This is a genomic window from Clostridium sp. BSD2780061688st1 H5 (assembly GCF_005845155.1).
GTDB lineage: Bacteria > Bacillota > Clostridia > Lachnospirales > Lachnospiraceae > Claveliimonas > Claveliimonas intestinigallinarum.
Genome location: NZ_SPGT01000004.1, coordinates 139260 through 164055, shown reverse-complemented (window position 1 = coordinate 164055; position 24796 = coordinate 139260). Strand labels below are relative to the sequence as shown.

Here is a 24796-nt window from a genome sequence, read left to right as displayed (position 1 = left end):
ATACTTCTATTGTATCATGTATTGTCTATTTGGAATTTTCTCATTTTGACTTGCACTATTTATATTCTAGCACCACTACGAGCATAAGGACGATATTATCCAGTATCCCGGCTGCGAGAACATGGTAGACGTTGCTTATTACCTCATTGACGAGTGCAGCTCTCTGGGCGAGATACCAGACCGTTTGAGAAATTACATTGACTATGAAGCCTATGCCCGTGATATTGACTTAGAAAGTTGTTTCATAGAGACAAGATATGGGGTATTTGAAATCCCCTACTAGCTGTCAGATCTAACGCAAGTGTTCTTCTGGCAGTTTTTTTATTGCAGCAGTCTGTATATACAGGCTGCTGTATTCATTTCAGAAGAAAGGAATGGTACGAGACTTTGAAAAAAATTAGAAGCTACACAAGTATCTGGAACGTGGAAAAGGTCATTTACGCTATCAATGATTTTCAACTCCCGTTCCCGATTACCTTTACACAGATGGCATGGTTTGTTGTCTCCCTGTTTGTGGTTATCCTGTTCGGGGAGCTGCCGCCCTTTTCCCTCATTGACGGGGCGTTTCTTAAATATTTTGGTATCCCCGTCGCCCTTACATGGTTTATGAGCCAGAAAACTTTTGACGGCAAGAAACCTTTCGGATTTTTAAAATCCAGTGTCAGCTATCTGGTGCGCCCTAAAGTGACCTATGCCGGGAAACCAGTGAAACTGGGGAAAGAAAAATTCGATACCGCCATCACAGCAGTTAGGAGTGATTTGTATGTTCCCAATTAAATATATCGAAAACAATCTAGTGTTCAACCATGACGGGGAGTGCTTCGCCTATTATGAGCTGCTCCCCTATAATTACTCGTTCCTATCGCCGGAGGAAAAATACCGGCTGCATGACAGCTTCCGTCAGCTTATCGCACAGAACCGTGACGGGAAGATACACGCCTTGCAGATAAGCACGGAGTCCAGTATCCGACAGATACAGGAACGCTCCAAAGAGGAAGTGACCGGGCGGCTGCGTGAAATCGCCTGTGAGAAGATAGACGAACAGACGGACGCTTTAGTGGATATGATTGGTGAAAATCAGATTGATTACCGCTTTTTTCTTGGCTTTAAGCTGCTGGTGAACGAGGAAGAAATCAGTCTGAAAGGCGCAAGGAAATCCCTGTCCATGACCTTTGCTGACTTCCTCTATGAAGTCAACCACAAGCTGATGGGTGACTTTGTCTCCATGAGCAATGATGAAATCAACCGCTTTCTAAAGATGGAGAAACTATTGGAGAATAAAATCGCTCGCCGGTTCAAGGTGCGCCGTCTGGAGAAAAAGGACTTCGGCTATCTTTTGGAGCATATCTACGGCAAGACCGGCGTTGCCTATGAGGACTATTCCTATGACTTTCCTGTAAAAAAGCTGAAACGGGAAACGCTGGTAAAACGGTATGACCTTATCCGTCCGACACGCTGCTTAGTGGAAGAAAATCAGCGATACCTCCGTCTGGAAAGTGAAAATCAGACGGCGTATGCCGCCTACTTCACGATTAACAATATCGTAGGGGAGCTGGATTTTCCATCTTCGGAAATCTTCTACTACCAACAGCAGCAGTTTACGTTCCCGGTGTCCACCTCTATGAACGTGGAAATCGTCACCAACAAAAAGGCGCTGACAACGGTACGCAACAAAAAGAAAGAGCTGAAAGATTTGGATAACCACGCATGGGAAGCCGGGAACGAAACCGGCAACAGTGTGGTGGAAGCTCTGGACTCGGTCAATGAGCTGGAAACTGCCCTAGACCAGAGCAAAGAGTCCATGTATAAGCTCTCCTATGTGGTGCGTGTGTCTGCGGACAGTCTGGACGAACTGAAACGCCGCTGCGACGAGGTCAAAGATTTTTACGACGACTTGAACGTAAAGCTGGTGCGCCCTTTTGGTGATATGCTCGGACTTCACAGCGAGTTCATTCCTGCCAGCAAGCGATACATAAACGATTATATCCAGTATGTGACCAGCGATTTTCTGGCTGGTCTGGGTTTCGGTGCGACACAGCAGCTAGGGGAAAAGGACGGTATCTATATCGGCTATAACCTCGATACCGGCAGGAACGTGTACCTAAAACCCAGCCTTGCGGCACAGGGAGTCGAAGGCTCTGTCACAAATGCGCTGGCGGCTGCCTTTCTCGGTTCTCTGGGCGGTGGAAAATCATTCTGCAATAACCTCATTATCTATTATTCTGTACTGTTCGGTGGTCATGCGGTGATTATTGACCCAAAATCAGAGCGTGGCAGATGGAAAGAGACACTCCCGGAGATTTCGGAGGAAATCAATATCGTAAACCTCACCAACAGCGAAGAAAACAGGGGTATGCTTGACCCGTATGTGATTATGAAAGACGTACATGACGGGGAAAGCCTTGCCGTGGATATTCTGACCTTTCTGACAGGTATCCGATACCGTGACGGCGAAAAATTCCCTGTCCTCATGGCGGCACTACAGGAAGTGACAAAGGGAGAAAAACACGGACTTCTCTGTGTGGTGGACGAGCTGCGGAAAATCGGCACGCCAACGGCAAACAGTATCGCCAGCCATATCCAGAGTATTGCGGACTATGACTTTGCACATCTGCTCTTTTCCGACGGAACGGTGGAACATTCTATCAGTCTGGACAAGCAGCTTAACATCATACAGGTGGCTGACCTTGTACTGCCGGATTGTGACACGAAGCTGGAGGACTACACCTCTACGGAGCTGCTCTCTGTAGCTATCCTTATGGACATCAGTACCTTTGCCTTAGATTTTATCCATTCTGACAGGAGTATTTTTAAAATCGTGGACTTAGACGAAGCGTGGACGTTCTTACAGGTGGCACAGGGGAAATCCCTCTCTAATAAACTTATCCGTGCCGGGCGCTCCATGAACGCCGCCGTCTATTTCGTGACGCAAAATTCCGGCGACGTGGACGACGAGAAAATGAAGAACAATATCGGTCTGAAATTTGCGTTCCGCTCCACGGACAGCAAGGAGATTAAAAACACGCTGGAATTTTTCGGCGTGGACGGCGACGACGAGAACAACCAGAAGCGGCTCCGGGATTTGGAGAACGGGCAATGCCTGTTTCAAGACCTCTATGGGCGTGTGGGCGTTGTCCAGATACACCCGGTCTTTGCGGATTTATTTGCCGCTTTTGATACCAGACCGCCAAAGCAGCGTGAAGAAACGAGGGAGAGCCTATGAGGAAACGAAACATCCTGCGCTATCTCGGTATCGCCCTGCTGGTGGTGTTCGGTATTCTGGCGTTTCTCTCCATCACAGGTACGGTGGCTCATGCTGCCGGTCTGGTGGACGATACAGTGGACGCTGCCAATGAATACTCAAAATATCCGCTGGAAAACTATCAGCTTGACTTCTATGTAGACAGCTCGTGGGATTGGCTGCCATGGAACTGGCTGGACGGTATCGGTAAGAGTATCCAGTACGGACTCTATGCGATAACTAATTTTGTCTGGACAGTGAGTATGTATATCTCCAACGCCACTGGCTATGTGGTGCAGGAAGCCTATAAGCTGGACTTTATTTCAGATACGGCAGACGCAATCGGAAAGAATATCCAGACCCTTGCCGGGGTGACGGAGAACGGATTTTCCACACAGGGATTTTATGTAGGCTTCCTGCTTATCCTCATTCTGGTCGTGGGTATCTATGTAGCCTATGTGGGATTGCTGAAACGGGAAACGACAAAGGCGGTTCACGCCGTCCTTAACTTCCTTGTGGTCTTTCTCCTGTCAGCGTCCTTTATCGCCTATGCCCCTAACTACATTGCAAAAATCAATGATTTTTCCTCGGACATCAGTAGTGCGGCTCTGACGCTGGGTACAAAAATCACGCTGCCAGACTCCAGCAGTCAGGGGAAAGACAGCGTTGACCTTATCCGTGACAGCCTGTTTTCCATACAGGTAAAGCAGCCGTGGCTCTTATTGCAGTATGATACGACAGATGTAGACAGTCTCGGTGCTGATCGGGTGGAGAGCCTGCTGTCTGCCAGTCCAGACACCGACGAAAGAGAGAATATCGTGATTGAGGAAATCGAGGACAGGGATAACAACAACATGAGCATTACTAAAACCATGAGCCGGTTAGGTACAGTCGTCTTTCTGTTTATCTTCAATATCGGTATCTCTGTCTTTGTGTTCCTGCTTACCGGCATGATGATTTTCTCGCAAGTGCTGTTTATCATTTATGCCATGTTCCTGCCGGTGAGTTTTATCCTGTCCATGATACCGACGTATGAGGGCATGGGGAAACGGGCGGTCACAAAGCTGTTCAACACTATTATGCTGCGTGCCGGTATTACCCTTATCATCACCGCCGCCTTTAGCGTCAGCACAATGTTTTACTCTATTTCAGCCGGGTATCCGTTCTTTATGATAGCCTTTTTGCAGATTGTCACCTTTGCCGGTATCTATTTCAAGATGGGCGATTTAATGTCCATGTTCAGCTTACAGTCCAATGACACCCAACAGGTCGGCAGACGTATCATGCGCCGCCCGTATCTGTTCCTCAACCGTGGGGCAAGGCGTTTGGAGCGTCGTATCGGCAGGACACTGACGGCTGGTGCTGCCGTTGGCGTGGTAGGAGCTGCGGCGGCTTCCGGCTCTAAATCTGATACCAAAAGAGCCGCTTCCCGTCCTAACCATAGTACCGGGCAAAACCCGGGCACTTTTTCCGGGAAACGTGCCGCTTCTGCTGTAGGTGATACGGAAGAAAAACAGCGTGCCGGTGACACCAGCCGGAAATCACAGGCTGGCAAGGCACAGGACAGGAAAAACCTGTCACAGTCTGGCTATGCGGCTTCCACAGAACAGACAACAAAGGTATCCGGCGTTCAGCGTGACGTTATAGAGAACCGCCATGCAAGGCGGCATGATCGGAGCAACCGGCAGGAGAACCGCCGTCCATCTATCGCTCAAAGGCGCATGGAAATGGAGAAAGCGAAACAGGCAGGATCAGCGACAAAGGCTGCCCCTGTCCATGAGCGTCCAGCGACACAGCCGGTATTAGAAAAACCTACTTCCCCGGTGGCTGCTTCTAAGGTGCAGCATAGTGAACCTATGAAAAAAGAGCGTCCGGCGGTATCCCGTGAGAATGTAGCAAAATATCCCACACCCAAAGAGCCGGTGTCAAAGACACAGGAAATCCGTACACAGGTGAAGAATGAGCCGGTGTCTCATGCGCCGAGAGTAAAAAATCCGGCTCTCCCGGAACGAAAGAACCCATCTTTGCCCGGGAATAAGGAAATCCGGCAGACTGCCACGAAACGGTCTGTCCAGAAAAATATCGAGCGTAACACCGTGAAGAAAACTACCACAAAGAAAGGACGGAAACAATGAAGCTGCGCCATCTGCTGATATTTGGATGGATTTTCACGGGGATTATCAGCTTGCTTTTGTTCCTTTTTATCGTCACTTCTGACGACGAGGAAAGCAGCGGCGCACAGTTTGACTATTCGGGGTTGAACCTGTCAGCGGAGGTTTTGAAACATCAGCCTACTGTTGAAAAATACGCACGGAAGTACGGCATTGAGGACTATGTGAACTATCTGCTCGCCATCATGCAGGTGGAGTCCGGCGGCACAGGCGAGGACGTTATGCAGTCCAGTGAAAGTCTTGGTCTGCCGCCCAATTCCCTTAATACGGAGCAGTCGATTGAGCAGGGGTGCAAGTATTTTGCTTCCCTGCTTTCTTCAGCAGAAGCGAAAGACTGCGATATAAATACCGTCGTCCAGAGTTACAACTATGGCGGCGGTTTTATCGACTATGTGGCTGCTCGTGGAAAGAAATACAGCTTTGCACTGGCAGAGAGCTTCGCAAGGGAGAAATCCGGCGGCGTCAAGGTGGACTATAAGAATGAAATCTCCATCAAGCAGAACGGCGGCTGGCGGTATAAATACGGGAATATGTTCTATGTACAGCTTGTCTCACAATATCTGGCTGTACCTCATTTCAGCGACGCAACCGTACAGGCAATATTCAATGAAGCCTTAAAATATCAAGGCTGGAACTATGTCTATGGCGGCAGCAATCCTAATACTTCCTTTGATTGCAGCGGTCTGGTTCAGTGGTGCTATGGAAAAGCCGGTATCTCACTTCCCAGAACGGCACAGGCACAGTATGACGCTGTGCAGCATATCCCTCTGTCACAGGCAAAAGCTGGTGACTTGGTATTTTTTCACAGTACCTACAGTGCCGGAACGTATGTAACCCACGTCGGGATATACGCCGGGAATAACCGTATGTACCATGCCGGTGACCCGATTGGATATGCAGACCTCAATTCCTCGTACTGGCAGCAACACCTAATCTGCGCCGGACGTGTAAAATCCAACTAAGACAGAAAGGACAATATTTTTATGAAATGGAAGAAAAAAGAAAAAGAGACAAAACCTAATAAAGTGAAAAAGGTGCGTACTATGAAAGTCGGCACGCACAAGAAATCCGTGATTGCCCTGTGGCTGGTGCTGATCGCAAGCGTCAGCTTCGGGGTATATAAGAATTTCACTGCGATAGATATGCACACCGTCCATGAAAAGAAAATCATAGAAGAGCGTATCGTGGACACCAATAAAATAGAAAATTTCGTCAAGGACTTTGCAAAAGCCTATTATACATGGAGCAATACCAAAGAAGCGATTGACGCACGGACAGCCGCCATCAGCGGCTACCTCACAGAGAGCTTGCAGGATTTGAACGTGGACACTGTCAGAAGCGATATTCCTACCAGTTCTGCGGTGGGCGAAGTCAAGATATGGAATATCGAACAGACCAGCGAGGACGAGTACACCGTCCTCTACTCGGTAGATCAGACGGTGACGGAGGGAGAACAGGTGACAGAAAACACCGCCGCTTATACGGTAACTGTTCATGCGGACAGCAACGGAGATATGGTTATCATCAAAAATCCGACTATCAGCAGCCTGCCGGGGAAATCCGGCTATACGCCAAAAGCACAGGAAGCGGACGGCTCGGTAGACGCTGCCACCACAGTGGAAGTGACAGAATTTTTGGAAACATTCTTCAAGCTGTATCCTACCGCCACAGATAAGGAGCTTGCCTACTATGTGTCCGGCAATGCCCTTGAACCCGTGGGCGGCAATTATCTGTTCTCGGAGCTTATCAACCCGGTATTTGGTATGGATGGGGATAACGTCAAAGTGTCCGTATCCGTGGCATACCTAGACCAGACTACAAAAGCGACACAAATATCACAGTTTGATTTGACACTGGCAAAGGCAGATGGAAACTGGAAGATAATATAAGTAACTGGAGGCTTATAGTGTATATCAAATATGCCCTATAAGCCTTCAATTTTAAATGCACAATGACGACAGTTGAAAATAGAAGTATTCTTACAGTAAAATAATATACAAAATTTAAAAAAAAGCGCACATACCATATGATTTTTACGTTGAACATAATGAAAGGAGGTTTTGATTATATACATTGATTTAGAAGAACAATACAGAAAAATATACCGCTATTGCTATTTCAAGCTTCAACACCAACAGTTGGCAGAAGATATTACACAAGAAACCTTCCTTAAATTTTATGAAAGTAACCAATATGTAGAAGCTGGGAAAAAGGTGAGATACCTATATAAAATAGCTCATAATTTGTGTGTAGATTTGTATAGGAAAGAAAAAATAGACACAAAACCTTTGACAGATGAATTGTTTGTAGAGGATACAGAAGAAGAAATATTGACAAGTATAGCTGTCAAAAGAGCGTTAATGCAACTTGAACAAGTAGAACAGGAAATATTACTTTTGCGGTATGTTAATGAAGTACCTGTATCAGATATTTGTAATATTTTACATATATCGAGATTTGCTCTTTATAGAAAAACTAAAAAGGCAGTAGAGCATTTTAAAAACATCTTAGGGGAGGGTTTCATATGAATAAAAAATTGAAAAAGGCTTTACAAAATGCTTTTGAACCACCTAAACCAATACATGAAAAAGAATTTATCAAGCAATTTCCACAACCTACTATCAGCACGTTGTCGTTTGTATTGTCACAAATAAGATATATCCAAAAGTATGTATGGATAGTTTCATTTGCAGTTTTTTTAATAGCTCTTATGGGAGCTAGAGCTTTTGAAAAGGATGTATTGTGGGTGATTTCTGCCTTAATTCCTTTTATTGCGCTATCGCTTGTGACAGAGAATGCTCGTTCTAATACTTATAGTATGGCAGAATTTGAAATGTCTGCCCGCTTTTCTCTAAAAAGTATTGTCCTTGCTCGGATGGGAATTTTAGGGGGATGTCATTTGATTTTACTCGTAATACTAATTCCATTAAGTGCTGCATATAGCGTGGCTACTGTTTTTCAAGTGGGATTATATTTACTTGTTCCCTATTTGCTGACAACTTGCATTGGACTGTTGGCTGTGCGGAAAGTACACGGAAAAGAAGCTATATATGTGTGTATGGGAATTGCGATTAGTGTCAGTGGACTTAATATGTTTATAAGGACCATATTTCCTTATATATACACTAATGAGTATAACTTGAATTGGTTAATATTACTTCTCATTATTGGTGTTTCAGTCATTGTAGAATTACGGAAAAATATCAAGCAAACGGAGGAACTAACATGGAGCTTTTCTTAGACAGAGTATCAAAGCAATATCAAAATAAAATTGCAGTAGACAGGATTTCTTTAAAACTACATAAAGGAGTCTATGGTCTTTTGGGCGCAAATGGTGCTGGTAAAACAACACTAATGAGAATGATTTGCGGTATATTAAAGCCTACAAACGGTACAATTACCTTTAACGGGTTGGATGTTACTACGGAAGAATACCGTGCAAACCTTGGATATTTGCCGCAAGATTTTGGATATTATCCAGAATTTACAGGTAGGAATTTTCTGCTTTATATGGCTACATTAAAAGGATTAACAAAAACACAGGCAAAAAGAAAAACAGATGAAGTTTTAGAATTAGTAAATTTGCAAGAAAATGCCAGAAAGAAAATTAAAACATATTCTGGCGGAATGAAACAAAGGTTAGGCATTGCACAGGCTTTATTAAATGACCCATTGCTTTTAGTTTTAGACGAACCCACGGCAGGATTAGACCCAAAAGAGCGTGTGCGTTTTCGTAATTTAATAGCAGAACTTGGCAAAACAAGTATTGTTATTCTCTCTACACACGTTGTATCTGATATTGAGCATATTGATAATACTGTATTGATGATGAAAAATGGTCAATTTATTTATCAAGGTAAATGGCAGGAACAACAGGGTGATCTTGAGGCTTTTTATTTGCAGCAATTTGAGGAGGATTAAAATGAAAAAAATAGCTCCATTGTTTATCTATGAATTTAAAAAGATTTGTTATAGGAAAATTGTATGGGTGATTGGCAGTGTAATACTCTTATTATGCGCATTTTTAAGTATAAGTGACCTTGTTTCAACTTCGGTATATTACGAAGTAAATGGAAAAGAGGTTAGCGGATATGAAATGATGAAAATAAATAGACAAAATGCAAGAGATTTGTCTGGAAAACTGATAGATGATACTTTGCTTCAAGAAATGAATAAATCTTATACAAAAGCTGGAACAACAGATAACAGTTCACAGAATGTTGAAACATCATCCGATGGAAATCAAATGGTTGTCCTTTCGGGCGATACTGAGGATGATGTTGGAAATGATATACAGCCTTATACGCCTATTTATTCCTTTGTGCAACAGATAATGGGTGATAGTAAAGATGTGTTAAATTCTTCTGCAAATGATATTTACGCTGAACGAGAAAACACTATCTCTGAAAATCGAGCAGACCAGATGTTGAATGAAAAAGAAATGGATTATTGGAAAAGGAAAGATACACAGATAAAAACTCCTTTTACTTACGCCTATTCAGAAGGTTGGAGCAACATGTGGGAATATGCTTATACTTTGAATTACATGTTATTACTAATGCTTGCAATCTGTCTTTCAAATATTTTTTCAATAGAGTATGTTCGTAAAACAGATGCAATTATCATGTGCAGTCGGTACGGAAAAACACAATTATATTATGCAAAAATCTTTGCAGGAATTGTTTTTGGAATAATTGTTGCAATTTTATTCTTCGGGGTTACGCTCCTATCAAGTATTATAGTTTATGGTGCAGATGGGTTTAATACGGCGTTACAAATTGCATTTCCAACCGCTACTAGAAATATGAGTATAGGAAACGCTGTTTGCATGTTATTCCTATTATTTGTACTTATATCCGTGTTGTATAGTGTAGGAATTATGTTTTTATCAATAATATTCAAAAACAGTATTGCTGTTATGGCTATTCCTGTAGGAATTATGTTTTTAACAATGCTTATAGATATACCTTACCAGTTTAGAATAGCTTCACAGATATATGACTTATTACCGACAAACCTATTGGTTAAATGGGAATTATGGAACGACAGGTTAGTATCCATTTTAGGAAAATGCTTTACAAATTTTGAGATTGCTCCTTTTGTATATGTTATTGTCATTCTTCTGTTTCTCTTTTTAGGGAAAAGAAAATATCAAAAATATCAGATTATGGTGCGGTAAAATCGCTATAAACATAATTTTATCATTCAGTTTTTGTTTGGAGCAGATAACTTAGACCCTACTGTGTGGGAGCAAAGCGATTTAACCGATTATGTTTTTTAATCTGCTATGTTAATAGATAATCCTATTAGTTTTTGAATTAGCCGTTGCGTCCAGAAAAGAGGGATAAAATGATTGTGTCCGAGTCTTATTGGTTACATTGTCCAGTCTGCGGCAATAAAACCAGAGTCAAAATCAGAACAGATACAGAATTAAAGAAGTTTCCTTTATTCTGTCCAAAATGTAAACAGGAAAATCTAATTAACGTATACAAATTAAAAATGGAAATTATTAAAGAGCCAGACACTTAGTTGCAGAGCCGATAATTTAAAGGTCAATCCTTTTAAATTACCGGCTCATTTTTTATAGAGTGGATACCTACTTTCCCTCTTCTTCTTTAGACTTGACGATACCATCAATGACGCTTTCTACAATGATAAGCTCTTGATCGGTAAGTTCGTCAAGTCCGGCTTCCACAGCTCTGCGCCGGGTGCTTTTAATCCGGCGTTCGCCGGCTGACAGAAAATGTTCGTCGAGAGATACGTCGAGCAGAGAGACAAGGTCATATAGCACCTGTAGGCTAGGGTGCGCCCCTTTATTTTCAATGTTTGTTAAATAACGTGGGTCAATCTCTATCGCTGCACCCACCTGTTCACGGGTCAATCCCTGTCTTTTGCGTGCTTCTTTGATTGACTGTCCTACTGCCCTGAAATCGTATCTATCCTCTTTTTTACGCATATGTAATCACCTCACCACATTTTACTGTTCCTGTTGAATTAGCAACAGGTATAGAAAAACGTGTTATAGGACTTTCTAATTCCTATTAGGTGCATTTTTCAACTGTATATGCTGCATGGCGGCAAATAAAAAAAACCGCCGTTGGCAGCAAGGCTTTTTCGTGCGCCTTTTTAAACGACGGTTTTACAGCCGCCGTTTTCTTTTTTCCAGACGGTCAAGGTTTTTGTTTTAGCGGCTTTAGGAGGTAGCCGCATGGAAATTCGTATCAGACCGCCACTGGTCTTTGGTAGACCGTCAAAAAAATCTCACTTCTTCCTGCGGCTCAAAGCACCCTGGAATGTGGTTTTTCACATCATATAGCAGGAATAATCTGCAAAGCACAAGATCAGTACGCTTGTATTGTCCTTGTGCTTTTTTGTTGCCAAAAACTTTTTGAAAAAGTTTTTGAAGTCGGGTATCAAATCCCACCTTCTCTGGCGAGTGTTAGTGCGGAAAGGGGTAAAAGCCTTTTTGCTTTAGCAACTTCCGACAGAAAGGAGGTGAGATTATGAACCCATCTTCTTTCGAGAGTGCTATCAGACTTCAATTTGACTGTCTGGCTCGTAAAGTTGTAGGCACTACAGTAAAGGACTATAACAGAGAGCTTGGCAGACGTGCAAAACGTGAAACTCCGTTCTGCGAGCTGTCCGAGATGGAAATAAACCATATCGGCGCTGTAGACGAATACTCGGTTGAATTTACAGCTTTTGACGTATTCGGCAATGAAGTCCGTATCTATGATGAACGCTTATGTGAAGCAATCAAAAAATTAGCAGAAAGACGGCGTAACATTCTGCTTATGTCGTACTTTCTGGAGATGACCGACGCTGAAATAGCAGCGGTCATGGAAATGGAGCGTTACTCCGTTTGCCGGAACAGACTACGCACATTGAAGCTCATTAAGGATATGTACGAGGAGGATTAAAACATATGAAGTCTGTAAAAAAGTGTCCGTTGTTCTCAACCATCTGCTCTGCGGCAGACGGCGACGAAACGGCGATTGCAAAGATTTTGAACCACTACGACGCTTACATATCAAAAGCAAGCCTGCGCCCGTTCTATGACGAACACGGCAATATGTATATTGTGGTCGATATGGAACTGAAAGGCAGAATAAGAGCTGCGCTGATTGAAGCAATTCTTGGTTTTGAAGTCAAAGTGAAATAAAGCCTACAGGAGCGTGTACCACCTCATTCCAGCTCCTAATCTTGCTTTTTGAAAATTGAATAAGGTAATCAGATACTTTAGATATATGACGAGCCTGTAGGCAGATACGCCATGACCTCATACACATGAGCGAGCGGTTCATATCTGTGATCTGCAAGCGACTTGTGGAATGGTCGTGTGCCATGACTCATATATCCTACAATGATACTCCCGTATAGCCTTAGTTTGAGCGTTAGAAGCGTCGCACGCAAAGGGTATGGCTGCACCGTGTATGCAGGGGTGAGACTCCCGTGAGCCGCTAGGCTGTCTGATTACCTGTCTGTATCTTGCCCCGGAGGTGTTGTAATGGATAAAGAATATATGACAAACGATACCTACCGTGTAATGTTCAAGGATTATCCAGACGTAGTGACCGTAGAGCAAATGAGTAAAATGCTCGGTATCAGTATGAAAACAGCCTACATATTATTGAGGGAAAATAAAATCCTGCATTTTAGGGTCGGAAGAACCTATAAGATACCAAAGCTCAATATCCTGCGGTACATGGAAATGCTGTAGAGGTTTACTGCGTCGCTTGTTGTCAGCAGCCCTAGAACCTGTTATACTTGACATAGTCAGTGATAGGTGAATGGCTGCTGCTATTAGGAGGACAAACATGGTAGCAGGACATTTACGAAAACAAAACGGATATTTCCAGATGATTTTAAGCTATAAAGACAGCACTGGCAAAAGGCGTACAAAATCAATCAGTACAGGACTTCCCGTAAAGGGAAATCAGAAGCGTGCGGAAGCTATGCTTTTGGAAACGAGAAAGAATTTCACGCCAGAGGACGCTATGACGGATAAAGAACTCCCGTTTGACAAGTTCCTCGACAAATGGCTGAAAGACCATCTCAACCTTAAGACCTTAGAAGCAGAAACATATGCCCTGTACTCTTACAATGTGAGAATGTATCTCACGCCGTATTTTCAAAAAAAGACATCTCGTATCTGTGATTTGAGGACTACGGACATTGAGAGCTATTACAATTATGAGAGGACGGAACATCACGCTTCAAAGGTGGTAATCTTACAGCTACATGAGATTATTAAAATTTCTCTTGATTATGCGGTCACGCTTGGCTGGATTGAGGACAATCCGGCAGATAGTATTAATCCGGCGACAAATGAGGTATCTATCTTATTTACGGATTTTATGCTGGAATGGCTGGAAATGATGAAACAGTGTGTAGAAGAAACAACAATGGCTTCTTACACTTGCTCTGTGAAAAAGCGTATTGTTCCCTACTTTTTAGAGAAACGATATACTTTGACAGAGATTGAAGAAAACCCTAAATACATTCAAGACTACTATCAGTCAGAATTAGATAAGGGGCTGTCTGCTAACACTGTTATTCACCGCCATGCCAATATCAGAAAGGCTCTGCAATATGCTTTTCAGATTGGACTCATCAAGTCAAACCCGGCAGACCGTGTGGAAAGACCAAAGAAGAACAAATTTGTAGCTTCCTACTATAATAAAGAAGAACTTGACACTTTGTTCAAAGTTTCTAAAGGCGACCCTATGGAACTGGCGATTATTCTCGCTGCTTTCTATGGTCTGCGCCGGAGTGAAGTGGTAGGATTGAAATGGAGTGCGATTGATTTTGAGCGTAAAACTATCACAATCAAATACACTGTAATAGAAGTCAATCTGAATGACGGGCGTGGTAATGTGCTTATTGAAAAAGAGCGGACGAAGTCAAAGACGAGCCGCCGCACGCTGCCGCTTGTGAAACCGTTTGAAGATTTACTTATCAAGATGTATCGGGAACAGAAACAGAACCGGCGATTGTGTGGTGACTGTTATTGCACGGATTATCTGGACTTTATCTATGTTAATGAAATCGGGGAAAGAATAAAACCCGGTTATCTGACACAACATTTTCCCTTGTTGCTGAAAAAATATAATCTGCGGAAAATCCGCTTTCACGATTTGAGGCATAGCTGTGCCAGCCTTTTATATGCTAATGGCGTGAGCTTGAAACAGATACAGGAATGGCTCGGTCACAGTGACATTTCTACAACATCTAATATCTATACGCATTTAGACTACAGTAGCAAGGTTTCATCTGCCAATGCGATATTATCCGTATTCCCGTCACAGACGGCAGCGGAAATTGAAAAGGCAGTAGGTTAGAACTTTTGACAAGAAAAAAGCTCCCTAGCCGTAAGCTAAAGAGCTGAATTTGCTGGTGCCGCTGGCCGGACTCGAACCGGCACGGATATTCTCCGTCTGATTTTGAGTCAGGTGTGTCTGCCAATTCCACCACAGCGGCTTATATTTCAAATCCCTTATTTCTTGTATATCCTTTCCGATTTTGGAGGGATATGCAGGAGGGATATTGAAAACGAAGCAAGTCATTAAGTTGTCAAAAGCCTTGAAAAATCAAGGGATTTAAAAGTTACCTATCAGCCGAGCGCATTGGATTTTGAGTCGTATGCGTCTGCCAATTCCGCCACAGCGGCGCACATAACAGGGTCCTGGGCGCACCAGGACTGAAATAAATTATATCATATGGAAAACCGGATTACAATCATTTTTTGAGTTATGCCTTTCAAAAAATGTCAGTTTGTTGTATAGTAAATAGCAGCAGCGTCTGAATAGACAGGGGCTGACAGAAAAATGGAGAGAAAGAATGGCTGAAAAGATAGTATTGATTGATGGACACAGTATATTGAACCGGGCATTTTTCGGACTCCCGGATCTGACTAACGCCGAGGGGCTCCACACAAATGCCATCTACGGCTTCCTCAACATTATGCTGAAGATACTGGAGGAGGAGAAGCCGGAATATCTGACTGTGGCATTTGACGTACACGCCCCCACCTTCCGCCACGAGATGTACGCGGACTACAAAGGGACGAGAAAGCCCATGGCAGAGGAGCTGCGCCAGCAGGTGCCGGTGATGAAGGAGGTCCTGACGGCTATGGGCATCCGGATCATCGAAAAGGCTGGCCTGGAGGCGGACGACCTGCTGGGCACCATCGCAGGAAGATGCGAGGCCTCGGGGATGGAAGTCTCCGTCATCAGCGGGGACAGGGATCTTCTGCAGCTTGCCACGGAGCACACCAAGATCCGCATCCCCAAGACGAAAAGAGGGGGAACACAGATCGAGGACTACTACGCGGCGGACGTGAAGGAGAAGTACGGCGTGACGCCCCATGAGTTTATCGACATGAAGTCCCTGATGGGAGATACCTCCGACAATATTCCGGGAGTTCCCAGCATTGGCGAGAAGACGGCGGCCAAGATCATAGCGGAGTATCATTCCATAGAAAACGCCTATGAGCACGTGGATGAGCTGAAGCCTCCCAGAGCTTCCAGAGCTCTGAAGGAGCACTGGGACATGGCGGTCATGAGCAAGACTCTGGCCACTATCTGTGTGGACGCAGATATAGACTACGACATTGAGGGGGCAAGGCTGGGAAATATTTTTACCGAGCAGGCCTATCCTCTTTTCCAGCGGCTTCAGTTCAAGAACCTTCTCGGCAGATTTGAGGTGGAAGGGCCCAAAAACGAGGTGGAGGATCACTTTCGTATAATATCCTCCAGAGCCGAGGCCGAAACCGTCTTTGAAAGGGCCCGGAAGGCGGAAAGAGTGGGAGCCGCCATCCTGAAGAATACAGCGGATGTGCCGCCTCTTTTTGCCTCCCAGGCGAAGGCCGGGGGCGCGGCGCTGTGCTTTGGAGAGGAGGAGATCTACTGCATCTGTGCCGGGGAGGAGCTTGCGGCAAAGGAGATTCTGGAAAAGCTGGGACAGACGGCGGCCGGGGCCGGCTGCTTTGCCATCTTTGGGCTGAAGGAGGCCATGGCCAGCTTTACGCCAGGCCGGCAGGACAACTGCTTTGACGGGATCATAGCGGCCTACCTTCTCAATCCCTTAAAAAGTGACTACACCTTTGAGGATGTGGCCAGGGAGCAGCTCTCCCTTCTCCTGGACGAGAAGCAGGAGGATGAGGCTCGGGCCTGCTACGAGGCCTACTGTGCCTGGAAATCCCAGCCCATCCTTGCGGATAAGCTTGAGGAGGCGGGGATGCTCCGGCTCTTTGAGGAGATAGAGATGCCTCTTGTGTTCACCCTGTTCGACATGGAGAGGAACGGAGTGAAGGTGGAGGCAGCCGAGCTGAAGGACTACGGCGACAGGCTGGCCGTCCAGATCGAAAAGCTGGAGCAGGAGATCTACCAGGAGTCCGGGGAGGTGTTCAACATCAACTCTCCCAAGCAGCTGGGCGTGATCCTCTTTGAGAAGATGGGGCTGAAGGGCGGAAAGAAGACCAAGACCGGCTACTCCACAGCGGCGGATGTGCTGGAGAAGCTGGCGCCGGATTATCCCTTTGTGGCGAAGATCCTGGAGTACCGCCAGCTGGCTAAGCTGAAATCCACCTACGCAGACGGGCTTGCCGTCTTCATAGGGGAGGACGGCAGGATACACGGAAAGTTCAATCAGACCATCACCGCCACGGGAAGGATCAGCAGCACAGAACCCAACCTGCAGAACATCCCGGTGCGGATGGAGCTGGGCAGGCTGATCCGGAAGGTGTTCGTGCCCGAGGAGGGCTATGTGTTTGTGGACGCGGACTACTCTCAGATCGAGCTGAGAGTCCTGGCCCACTGTTCCGGCGACCGGCAGCTCATAGAGGCCTACCGGGAGGAGAAGGACATCCACCGGATTACAGCTTCCCAGGTGTTCCACACACCCTTTGACCAGGTGACGGACCTGCAGCGCCGGAACGCCAAGGCGGTCAACTTCGGTATCGTCTACGGCATCAGCTCCTTTGGGCTGAGCCAGGACCTGAGCATCACGAGGAAAGAGGCAGCCCAGTATATAGAGCAGTACTTCAAGACTTACCCGGGCATCAAGGTGTTTCTGGACAACGCGGTGGCCCAGGCAAAGGAGAAGGGCTATGTGACCACTCTCTTTGGCAGGAGGCGCCCGGTGCCGGAGCTCTCCTCCAGCAATTTCGCCCAGCGCTCCTTCGGGGAGCGGGTGGCCATGAACTCGCCCATCCAGGGGACGGCGGCAGATATCATGAAGATCGCCATGATCGGCGTGGAGAGGCAGATGAAGGAGAGGGGCATGCGCTCCCGGCTTGTGCTTCAGGTCCACGACGAGCTCCTTGTGGAGGCCTGGGAGCCTGAAGTAGAGGAAGTCAGGAAGATACTGAAGAATGAAATGGAGCATGCGGCGTCCCTGGAGGTGCCGCTGGAGGTAGATATGCATACTGGCATGAGCTGGTATGAAGCAAAATAGGAGTGACAGAAGATGAAGATCATAGGAATTACCGGGGGGATCGGATCAGGAAAAAGCCAGGTGCTCACGTACCTGGAGAAGACTTATGGCGCCGCCTGCTGTCAGGCGGACCAGGTGGCAAAGAGGCTCCAGAAAAAGGGCACGAAGTGCTATAGAAGGATCGTGGATCACTTTGGAGAGGGCATACTGGACGGGGAGGGCAGGCTGGACCGGGCCGCGCTGGGGAACATTGTCTTTTCCAACAAGGCCCAGCTGCGCATCCTGAACGAGATCGTGCACCCTGCGGTGAAGGAGAAGATCCGGGAGATCATCCGGAAGGAGGAAAAGAAGGGAACTTCTGTCTTTGTTCTGGAGGCGGCGCTTTTTATAGAAGAAAATTATAATGCCATGTGCGATGAAGTGTGGTATATTTATGCAGATGAGGAGACGAGAAAAAGGCGTCTGACAGCCTCCCGGGGCTACAGTGAGGAGAAGATCGAAGGGATCTTTGCCTCCCAGATGTCCTCCTCGGACTTCTTTGCCGGCTGTGACAGAGCCATTGACAACTGCAACTCCTTCCAGGAGGCCTGCGGTGAGATCGACGATGTCATGGCGCAGATTGGCATTAAAAAAATACATGAATAACAGGCAGGAGAGATGACAGACAATGAGACTATGCAGCATAGCAAGCGGCAGCAGCGGCAACTGCATTTATGTGGGCAGCGATCACACCCACCTTCTGGTGGACACCGGCATCAGCAAAAAGAGGATCGATGAGGGGCTCCACACCCTGGGCATCAAAGGGGAGGAGCTGTCCGGCATCCTGATCACCCACGAGCATTCGGACCACATCCAGGGGCTTGGGGTGTTCAGCAGAAAGTATGGAATTCCGGTGTACGCCACAAAGGGAACGCTGAAGGGCATCATGGAGTACAGAAGTCTTGGAAAGATGCCTGAGGGGCTGCTCCACGAGATACAGACAGACACGGATTTCCTTCTGGGAGACCTCTGTGTCCACCCCTTTGCCATATCCCACGACGCCTACGAGCCGTCCGGATACCGGATCGTCTGCGGGGAGAAGTCGGTGGCGGTGGCTACGGACCTGGGAATATACGACGAGTACACGGTGGAGAACCTGAAAAATCTGGACGCGGTGCTTCTGGAGGCCAACCACGATATACATATGCTGGAGGTGGGCCCCTACCCCTATCCGCTGAAGCGCCGGGTCATGGGGGATAAGGGACATCTCTCAAATGAATTGTCAGGACAGCTTCTCTGTGATATACTGCACGATAAGCTGCAGCATGTCATACTGGGACATCTGAGCAAGGAAAATAACTATGCGGAGCTGGCCTACGAGACAGTAAAGCTGGAGGTGACGGTGGGGGACAACCCCTATAAAGGGGAGGACATTCCCATCATGGTCGCCGGGCGTGACGCTGTGTCAGAGGCAGTGACAGTGTAAGAGACTAAGGTATGGAGGACAGAAGAATGAGAAAATGTATTATCACAGTTGTGGGAAAAGACCAGGTTGGCATCATTGCGAAGGTGTGCAACTACCTTGCGGAGGCGAATATCAACGTTCTGGACATCTCCCAGACCATCGTGGACGGGTACTTCAATATGATGATGGTGGTGGACGTGTCGGCGGCAGACAGGGATTTCTCCGTGTACGCGGAGGATCTGGACAAGCTGGGCGAGAGCATGGGCCTTAATATCCGCTGCCAGAGATCAGAGATATTTGAGAAGATGCACAGACTGTAAGAAAGGACACCGGACTATGATCAATATATACGAAGTAAACGAGACAAATCAGATGATAGAGGAGGAAAATCTGGACGTCCGCACTATCACCCTTGGCATCAGCCTTCTGGACTGCGTTGACACAGATCTGGACAGACTCAACGAGAAGATCTATAAAAAGATCACCACGCTGGCGGAAAATCTCGTGTCCACCGGGGAGGAAATCGAGAAGGAGTTCGGCATTCCCATTGTCAACAAGCGGATCTCTGTGACTCCCATCGCGCTTGTGGGGGCTTCCGCCTGCAAGAGCCCGGAGGACTTTGTGACCATCGCAAAGACTCTGGACCGGGCAGCCCTGAAGGTGGGCGTGAATTTTATCGGCGGCTACTCCGCCCTTGTGTCCAAGGCCATGACAAAGAGCGACGAGGATCTGATCCGCTCCATACCGGAGGCTCTGGCCTGCACGGAGAGAATCTGCAGCTCCGTCAATGTGGGCTCTACCCGCACAGGCATCAACATGGATGCGGTGCGCCTCTGCGGCCAGATCGTGAAGGCTACGGCTGAGGCCACAAAGGAGAGAGACTCTCTGGGGTGTGCCAAGCTGGTAGTGTTCTGTAACGCGCCGGATGACAACCCCTTCATGGCGGGAGCTTTCCTTGGCGTGACGGAGGGGGACGCAGTCATCAACGTGGGAGTCAGCGGCCCCGGCGTTGTGAAGCACGCCATCGAGAAGGTGAGAGGGAAGGGCTTTGAGGAGCTCTGCGAGACCATCAAGAAGACAGCCTTCAAGATCACCAGAGTGGGACAGCTTGTGGCCGGTGAGGCATCAAAGAGGATGGGGATCCCCTTTGGCATCATCGATCTGTCTCTGGCGCCTACACCGGCGGTGGGGGACAGCGTGGCTGAGATACTGGAGGAGATCGGCCTCTCCCAGGTGGGTGCGCCAGGCACCACAGCGGCCCTTGCCATGCTCAACGACCAGGTGAAAAAGGGCGGCGTCATGGCATCCTCCTATGTGGGCGGATTAAGCGGAGCCTTCATACCGGTCAGCGAGGACAAGGGTATGATCGACGCGGTGCAGGCGGGAACCCTCACTATTGAGAAGCTGGAGGCCATGACCTGCGTCTGCTCCGTGGGACTGGATATGATTGCCATACCCGGAAAGACAAGCGCGGCCACCATCTCCGGCATCATCGCGGACGAGATGGCTATCGGCATGGTGAACCAGAAGACGACGGCTGTGCGCCTGATCCCGGTGATCGGAAAGGACGTAGGGGAGACTGCCCAGTTCGGCGGACTTTTAGGCTACGCACCTATTATTCCGGTAAACGAGGCGGACTGCACCGCCTTTATCAGCAGACAGGGACGGATCCCCGCGCCCATACACAGCTTTAAGAACTAGGCGGGTACACTCCCGCGGCGACAGCTCACAGAAGCAGAAAGGGAAGAATTCAGTATGAAGAAAGTGGCGGTCATGACAGACAGCAACAGCGGCATTACCCAGAAGGAGGCCCGTAAGCTGGGAATCCGGGTGGTGCCCATGCCGTTTTATATTGACGGTGAATTATATTACGAGGATATCACGCTTACACAGAAGGAATTTTATGAGAAGCTCTCCGGGGACGCGGATATTTCCACCTCCCAGCCATCCCCGGCGGATGTGATGGAGATCTGGGAGGAGCTGCTGGACGAGTACGATGAGGTGGTCCACATTCCCATGTCCAGCGGGCTCTCCACCTCCTGCGAGACAGCCATGATGCTGGCCAAGGATTTTGACGGGAGGGTGTTTGTGGTGAACAACCAGCGCATCTCCGTCACTCAGCGCCAGGCGGTACTGGACGCTCTGGAGCTTGCGGCGGCCGGGCGGTCCGGCCAGGAGATCCATGACATACTGATGAGGGAAAAGCTGGAGGCCAGTATCTATATCACTGTGGACACCCTGAAGTATCTGAAAAAGGGCGGACGGGTGACGCCTGCGGCGGCGGCACTGGGGACTGTGCTGAACCTGAAGCCGGTGCTCACCATCCAGGGGGAGAAGCTGGACGCCTTTGCCAAGGTGCGTGGGCTGAAGTCCGCGAAAAAGGTGATGAAGGAAGCCATGGAGAAAGATATCAAAGAGCGCTTCAGAGGAAAAAGGGTACACCTTGAGGCGGCCCACACCTGCACGGAAGAGGAGGCGGCCCAGTGGAAGAAGGAGCTGGAGGAATATTTCCCCGGCTATGACATCCACATGGATGCCCTCTCCCTGAGCGTTGCCTGCCATATCGGCCCGGGGGCCATGGCGGTGGCCTGCAGCAGGTACGTGGAATATTGATATAGGAAGCAAGGTATAGAACAGACCGGACAAAAAACAGACGGGAACAAAAAATGAGGGCAGCAGGCGTCAGACGATGACGACCTGCTGTCTGTATTCAGAGACAAAGGCGCGATGAAATTTCTCCGTGACCACTGACTCATACAGATCCGCGGCCAGAATGTCCGCCCTGAGCATGTCCCCGGCAAGCCCGCTCCAGGCTTTTGCGCTCTGGCCGGTTCCGGCCCTGGACCCGGTGCGGGGCAGCTTTGTGACAAGAGGGATGGAGCTGCTCTTTTTTATGGCGCCAAGGAGGGAGGATGCGTCCTTTCGAAAGCCGAGAAGGCGGGCGTAGCCGCAGCCCCCCTCCCCCTTGAAGCGGTCCATGTCCTCCCCTGTGATGCCGAGGAGGATGTGGAGCAGGGCACGGCTGATCCGGGAGTAGGTCATCTCCTTTGTCTTCAGGAGGCTGCAGAACTGGTCAAAGGAGAGAAAATCGTTCCGGCTTCCCATGATGCGGTTTGCCAGCTCCCGGCTGACGTCCGCATACCTGGTCAGGCTCTCCTTTGTCTCCTGAAGAAGCCGGTATTTGAGGAGCAGAGAAAGATCGTCTGCCCACACAGGGTACCTTGCCCGGTACGTCTCCTGCAGGATCTGTGCGGAGGAGGGGGGCATCTGTCCCTCCGGGAGGGACAGGCCCGAAGCCGCGGATGAGCAGCCTTCCTTTTCCAGCAGAAGCCGGCGGATGGCGGTGGCGGAGCTGTACCGGCCGGACAGCTCCTGGTCGTGATAGCCCGACTCCCGCCGCCGGATGGTGCAGAACTGAAGGGGGCTCCTCCGGCACAGGATGGCCTTGATATATTCCACACCCAGGATGTTGTTGGGCTCCTCCAGGACGCACCCGGCCTCCTCGTCTCCGAGAAAGGAGGAGAGGGCCTGCTGTCTGGCTCCTGGGAAGGAGAGGCCGCGGCGCAGCCCCTCTTTTAAAAGAGACTTGTAGGGCTCCGGTTCCAGGGCGGTGACCCGGGCGGCCTTCTCCAGAAGGCGGATGTCCCCGCACTCGCTCCCGAAGCAGACTGTGTCCACACATCCCAGGCGGTCCAGCAGGGAGATGGCGCCGGCGGCAAAGTATTCGGCGCTGCCGCAGGCACACCAGAGGGGCAGCTCGATGACAGCGGAGACGCCGGCCTCCAGGGCCATGCGGGCCCGCAGGTGCTTGGGCAGGAGGGCAGGGGCTCCCCGCTGCACGAAATCGCCGCTCATGACAGCAATCACAGCGTCCGCTTTGGTGGCTCTGACTGCCTCCTGCATATGGTATAGATGTCCGTTGTGAAAGGGATTGTACTCGGTGATCAGTCCGACAATTTTCATGGAAATCTCCTTGTATATCTTTTTGAAATTGATTATACTATATGAAGATGTTTACGGCAACCGCTGTAAATATGCCCTTTTTGCGCGCAATACGAAAAAGCGGCTGGCAGAATAACGGCGAAGAGAAAGGAGGATACGTATGGGAAGCACAGATGAAAAGGAAGAATATACGTATGAAAATGAAGAGCGGGAAGAGCTGACAGAAGAACGTATCCTCCAGATGCTGGATGAACGAAAATTCAAGGAGCTCAAAGAAGAGCTGGAGCACATGTACCCTGTGGACCTGGTGGAGCTGATGGAGGATTTCACCCAGAAGCAGCTCGTCATGGTGTTCCGTCTCCTGGCAAAGGAGGAGGCCGCGGAGACCTTTACCGAGATGGACAGCGACATGAGAGAGACGCTGATCGGCGGGCTGACGGACTCCGAGCTGGAGGAAGTCATGGAAGAGATGTATCTGGACGACACGGTGGACGTGCTGGAAGAAATGCCCGCCAACGTGGTGGACCGTCTTCTCATGGCCACCGACGAGGAGACCCGCCAGCAGATCAACCAGCTCCTTCAGTACCCGGAGGACAGTGCGGGAAGCGTCATGAACGTGGACTACATCGCCCTGCGCAAGGAGATGACAGTGGCGGAGTCCATCCTCAAGATCCGCCAGGTGGGTATCAACAAGGAGACCATCTACACCTGCTATGTGACGGAGAAGAGGAAGCTCATCGGCATGGTGGATGTAAAGGAGCTGCTGACCACCAGCGAATCCAAGACCATTGAGGAGATCATGGACACCAATGTGCTCTACGCCCACACTACCGACGACCAGGAGGAAGTGGCCCAGATCATCAACAAATACGGCCTCATTGCCCTCCCCATCGTGGATCACGAGATGTGCATGGTGGGTATCGTCACGGTAGACGACGCCATGGACGTCCTGCAGGAGGAGACTACAGAGGATATCAGCATCATGGCCGGTGTCAGCCCCAGCGACGACTCCTACTTTGAGACCACTGTGCTGGAGCATGTGAAGAGCCGGCTCCCCTGGCTCCTGTTTCTGATGCTGTCCGCCACAGTGACCCAGATGATCATGAACCACTATGAGAGTGCCCTGGCTGTCATGCCCCAGCTGGCGGGATTTATCCCCATGCTGACGGGCACGGGCGGAAACTGCGGCTCCCAGAGCTCCACCCTGGTGATCCGGGGAATTTCCGTGGGGGAGATCGAGTTTGGAGACCTCTTCCGGGTCATCTTCAAGGAGATTCGGGTGGCCATACTCATCAGCCTGATCCTGTCCGTGGTAAACGGCATCCGCATTATCGTCATGGGACAGGGGGACGCGCTGGTGGCCCTCACCATCGGCCTGACCATGGCCTGCACCATCGTCATCGCCAAGGTGGTGGGCTGTACGTTGCCTCTGGTGGCAGAAAAGATCGGTCTGGACCCGGCCATCATGGCCACGCCGCTGATCTCCACACTGGTGGATATCAGCACCATCAGCGTGTATTTTGCCATCGTCAGCGCCGTGTTTTCCCTGTGAGAACAGGGGGG

22 protein-coding genes, 1 tRNA gene and 2 pseudogenes are annotated in these 24796 nt (G+C 48.6%); 22 read left to right on the top strand and 3 right to left on the bottom strand.

Going from position 1 to position 24796, the window contains the following annotated elements; translation table 11 throughout:
* Window positions 1-79: 79 nt before the first annotated feature.
* The 11 genes and pseudogenes from FGQ86_RS04420 to FGQ86_RS04370 form a co-directional block, all read left to right on the top strand.
* Window positions 80-283 (top strand): annotated as a pseudogene (locus FGQ86_RS04420) (antirestriction protein ArdA); the annotation flags it as partial.
* 104 nt (window positions 284-387) lie between these two features.
* A complete protein-coding gene (locus tag FGQ86_RS04415) occupies window positions 388-777 on the top strand; it encodes a conjugal transfer protein (RefSeq protein WP_070504088.1) in 390 nt (129 codons plus the stop codon).
* Window positions 764-3223, top strand: a complete 2460-nt coding sequence (locus tag FGQ86_RS04410; RefSeq protein ID WP_070504091.1) for an ATP-binding protein — start codon at window positions 764-766, stop codon at window positions 3221-3223. The genes FGQ86_RS04415 and FGQ86_RS04410 overlap by 14 nt, the downstream gene beginning before the upstream one ends.
* Window positions 3220-5376: an FUSC family protein gene (locus FGQ86_RS04405; RefSeq protein WP_070504094.1), complete on the top strand. Its 2157-nt coding sequence runs from the start codon at window positions 3220-3222 to the stop codon at window positions 5374-5376. Before FGQ86_RS04410 ends, FGQ86_RS04405 begins: the two co-directional genes overlap by 4 nt.
* A complete protein-coding gene (locus FGQ86_RS04400) occupies window positions 5373-6374 on the top strand; it encodes a bifunctional lytic transglycosylase/C40 family peptidase (RefSeq protein ID WP_070504096.1) in 1002 nt (333 codons plus the stop codon). Before FGQ86_RS04405 ends, FGQ86_RS04400 begins: the two co-directional genes overlap by 4 nt.
* A gap of 21 nt (window positions 6375-6395) precedes the next feature.
* Window positions 6396-7301, top strand: a complete 906-nt coding sequence (locus tag FGQ86_RS04395; RefSeq protein WP_117579492.1) for a conjugal transfer protein — start codon at window positions 6396-6398, stop codon at window positions 7299-7301.
* A gap of 171 nt (window positions 7302-7472) precedes the next feature.
* On the top strand, window positions 7473-7940 hold the full coding sequence (locus FGQ86_RS04390) for an RNA polymerase sigma factor (RefSeq protein WP_207742250.1): 468 nt from the start codon (window positions 7473-7475) through the stop codon (window positions 7938-7940).
* Window positions 7937-8653 carry a hypothetical protein gene (locus tag FGQ86_RS04385; protein WP_070504102.1) on the top strand — a complete coding sequence of 239 codons (717 nt, stop codon included), beginning with the start codon at window positions 7937-7939 and terminating at the stop codon, window positions 8651-8653. Before FGQ86_RS04390 ends, FGQ86_RS04385 begins: the two co-directional genes overlap by 4 nt.
* Window positions 8638-9270: pseudogene (locus tag FGQ86_RS04380) on the top strand (ABC transporter ATP-binding protein); the annotation flags it as partial. The gene FGQ86_RS04385 and the pseudogene FGQ86_RS04380, both read left to right, overlap by 16 nt.
* A 64-nt stretch (window positions 9271-9334) precedes the next feature.
* On the top strand, window positions 9335-10591 hold the full coding sequence (locus tag FGQ86_RS04375) for an ABC transporter permease subunit (RefSeq protein WP_070504108.1): 1257 nt from the start codon (window positions 9335-9337) through the stop codon (window positions 10589-10591).
* 170 nt (window positions 10592-10761) lie between these two features.
* A complete protein-coding gene (locus FGQ86_RS04370) occupies window positions 10762-10941 on the top strand; it encodes a cysteine-rich KTR domain-containing protein (protein WP_070504111.1) in 180 nt (59 codons plus the stop codon).
* 67 nt (window positions 10942-11008) lie between these two features.
* On the opposite strand, the gene FGQ86_RS04365 is transcribed toward FGQ86_RS04370, so the two are convergent.
* Complete coding sequence (locus tag FGQ86_RS04365; RefSeq protein WP_070504114.1) at window positions 11009-11368, bottom strand: helix-turn-helix domain-containing protein; 360 nt, start codon at window positions 11366-11368, stop codon at window positions 11009-11011.
* Window positions 11369-11915: 547 nt separating this feature from the next.
* On the opposite strand from FGQ86_RS04365, the gene FGQ86_RS04355 reads away from it, so the two are divergent.
* The 4 genes from FGQ86_RS04355 (at window position 11916) to FGQ86_RS04340 (ending at window position 14753) form a co-directional block, all read left to right on the top strand.
* A complete protein-coding gene (locus tag FGQ86_RS04355; RefSeq protein WP_070504117.1) occupies window positions 11916-12332 on the top strand; it encodes a sigma factor-like helix-turn-helix DNA-binding protein in 417 nt (138 codons plus the stop codon).
* A gap of 5 nt (window positions 12333-12337) precedes the next feature.
* On the top strand, window positions 12338-12574 hold the full coding sequence (locus FGQ86_RS04350; RefSeq protein WP_070504119.1) for a helix-turn-helix domain-containing protein: 237 nt from the start codon (window positions 12338-12340) through the stop codon (window positions 12572-12574).
* A 345-nt stretch (window positions 12575-12919) separates the two neighbouring features.
* Window positions 12920-13132: a helix-turn-helix domain-containing protein gene (locus FGQ86_RS04345; RefSeq protein ID WP_070504122.1), complete on the top strand. Its 213-nt coding sequence runs from the start codon at window positions 12920-12922 to the stop codon at window positions 13130-13132.
* Between the two features lie 97 nt (window positions 13133-13229).
* Window positions 13230-14753: a tyrosine-type recombinase/integrase gene (locus FGQ86_RS04340; protein WP_070504125.1), complete on the top strand. Its 1524-nt coding sequence runs from the start codon at window positions 13230-13232 to the stop codon at window positions 14751-14753.
* Between the two features lie 53 nt (window positions 14754-14806).
* Here FGQ86_RS04340 and FGQ86_RS04335 read toward each other — a convergent pair.
* Window positions 14807-14892 (bottom strand) — tRNA-Leu (locus tag FGQ86_RS04335).
* A gap of 360 nt (window positions 14893-15252) precedes the next feature.
* On the opposite strand from FGQ86_RS04335, the gene polA reads away from it, so the two are divergent.
* From polA to FGQ86_RS04305, 6 genes are read left to right on the top strand one after another with little or no spacing between them, the layout of a single operon-like run.
* A complete protein-coding gene (gene polA, locus FGQ86_RS04330; protein ID WP_138303068.1) occupies window positions 15253-17868 on the top strand; it encodes a DNA polymerase I in 2616 nt (871 codons plus the stop codon).
* A gap of 12 nt (window positions 17869-17880) precedes the next feature.
* Window positions 17881-18492, top strand: a complete 612-nt coding sequence (gene coaE, locus FGQ86_RS04325; protein WP_033124605.1) for a dephospho-CoA kinase — start codon at window positions 17881-17883, stop codon at window positions 18490-18492.
* 22 nt (window positions 18493-18514) lie between these two features.
* Window positions 18515-19312 (top strand): MBL fold metallo-hydrolase, encoded by a 798-nt coding sequence (locus FGQ86_RS04320; RefSeq protein WP_033124606.1) that lies wholly within the window; start codon window positions 18515-18517, stop codon window positions 19310-19312.
* Between the two features lie 26 nt (window positions 19313-19338).
* On the top strand, window positions 19339-19611 hold the full coding sequence (locus FGQ86_RS04315) for an ACT domain-containing protein (RefSeq protein WP_033124647.1): 273 nt from the start codon (window positions 19339-19341) through the stop codon (window positions 19609-19611).
* 16 nt (window positions 19612-19627) lie between these two features.
* Window positions 19628-20992, top strand: a complete 1365-nt coding sequence (locus FGQ86_RS04310) for a PFL family protein (RefSeq protein WP_138303067.1) — start codon at window positions 19628-19630, stop codon at window positions 20990-20992.
* A 54-nt stretch (window positions 20993-21046) separates the two neighbouring features.
* A complete protein-coding gene (locus FGQ86_RS04305) occupies window positions 21047-21904 on the top strand; it encodes a DegV family protein (protein ID WP_033124608.1) in 858 nt (285 codons plus the stop codon).
* 69 nt (window positions 21905-21973) lie between these two features.
* On the opposite strand, the gene FGQ86_RS04300 is transcribed toward FGQ86_RS04305, so the two are convergent.
* Window positions 21974-23254, bottom strand: coding sequence for a nucleotidyltransferase (locus FGQ86_RS04300; RefSeq protein ID WP_033124609.1), 1281 nt, complete (start codon window positions 23252-23254; stop codon window positions 21974-21976).
* Between the two features lie 139 nt (window positions 23255-23393).
* Here FGQ86_RS04300 and mgtE point away from each other — a divergent pair, with 139 nt between their 5' ends.
* Window positions 23394-24785 (top strand): magnesium transporter, encoded by a 1392-nt coding sequence (gene mgtE / locus FGQ86_RS04295; protein WP_052083807.1) that lies wholly within the window; start codon window positions 23394-23396, stop codon window positions 24783-24785.
* Window positions 24786-24796: the final 11 nt, after the last annotated feature.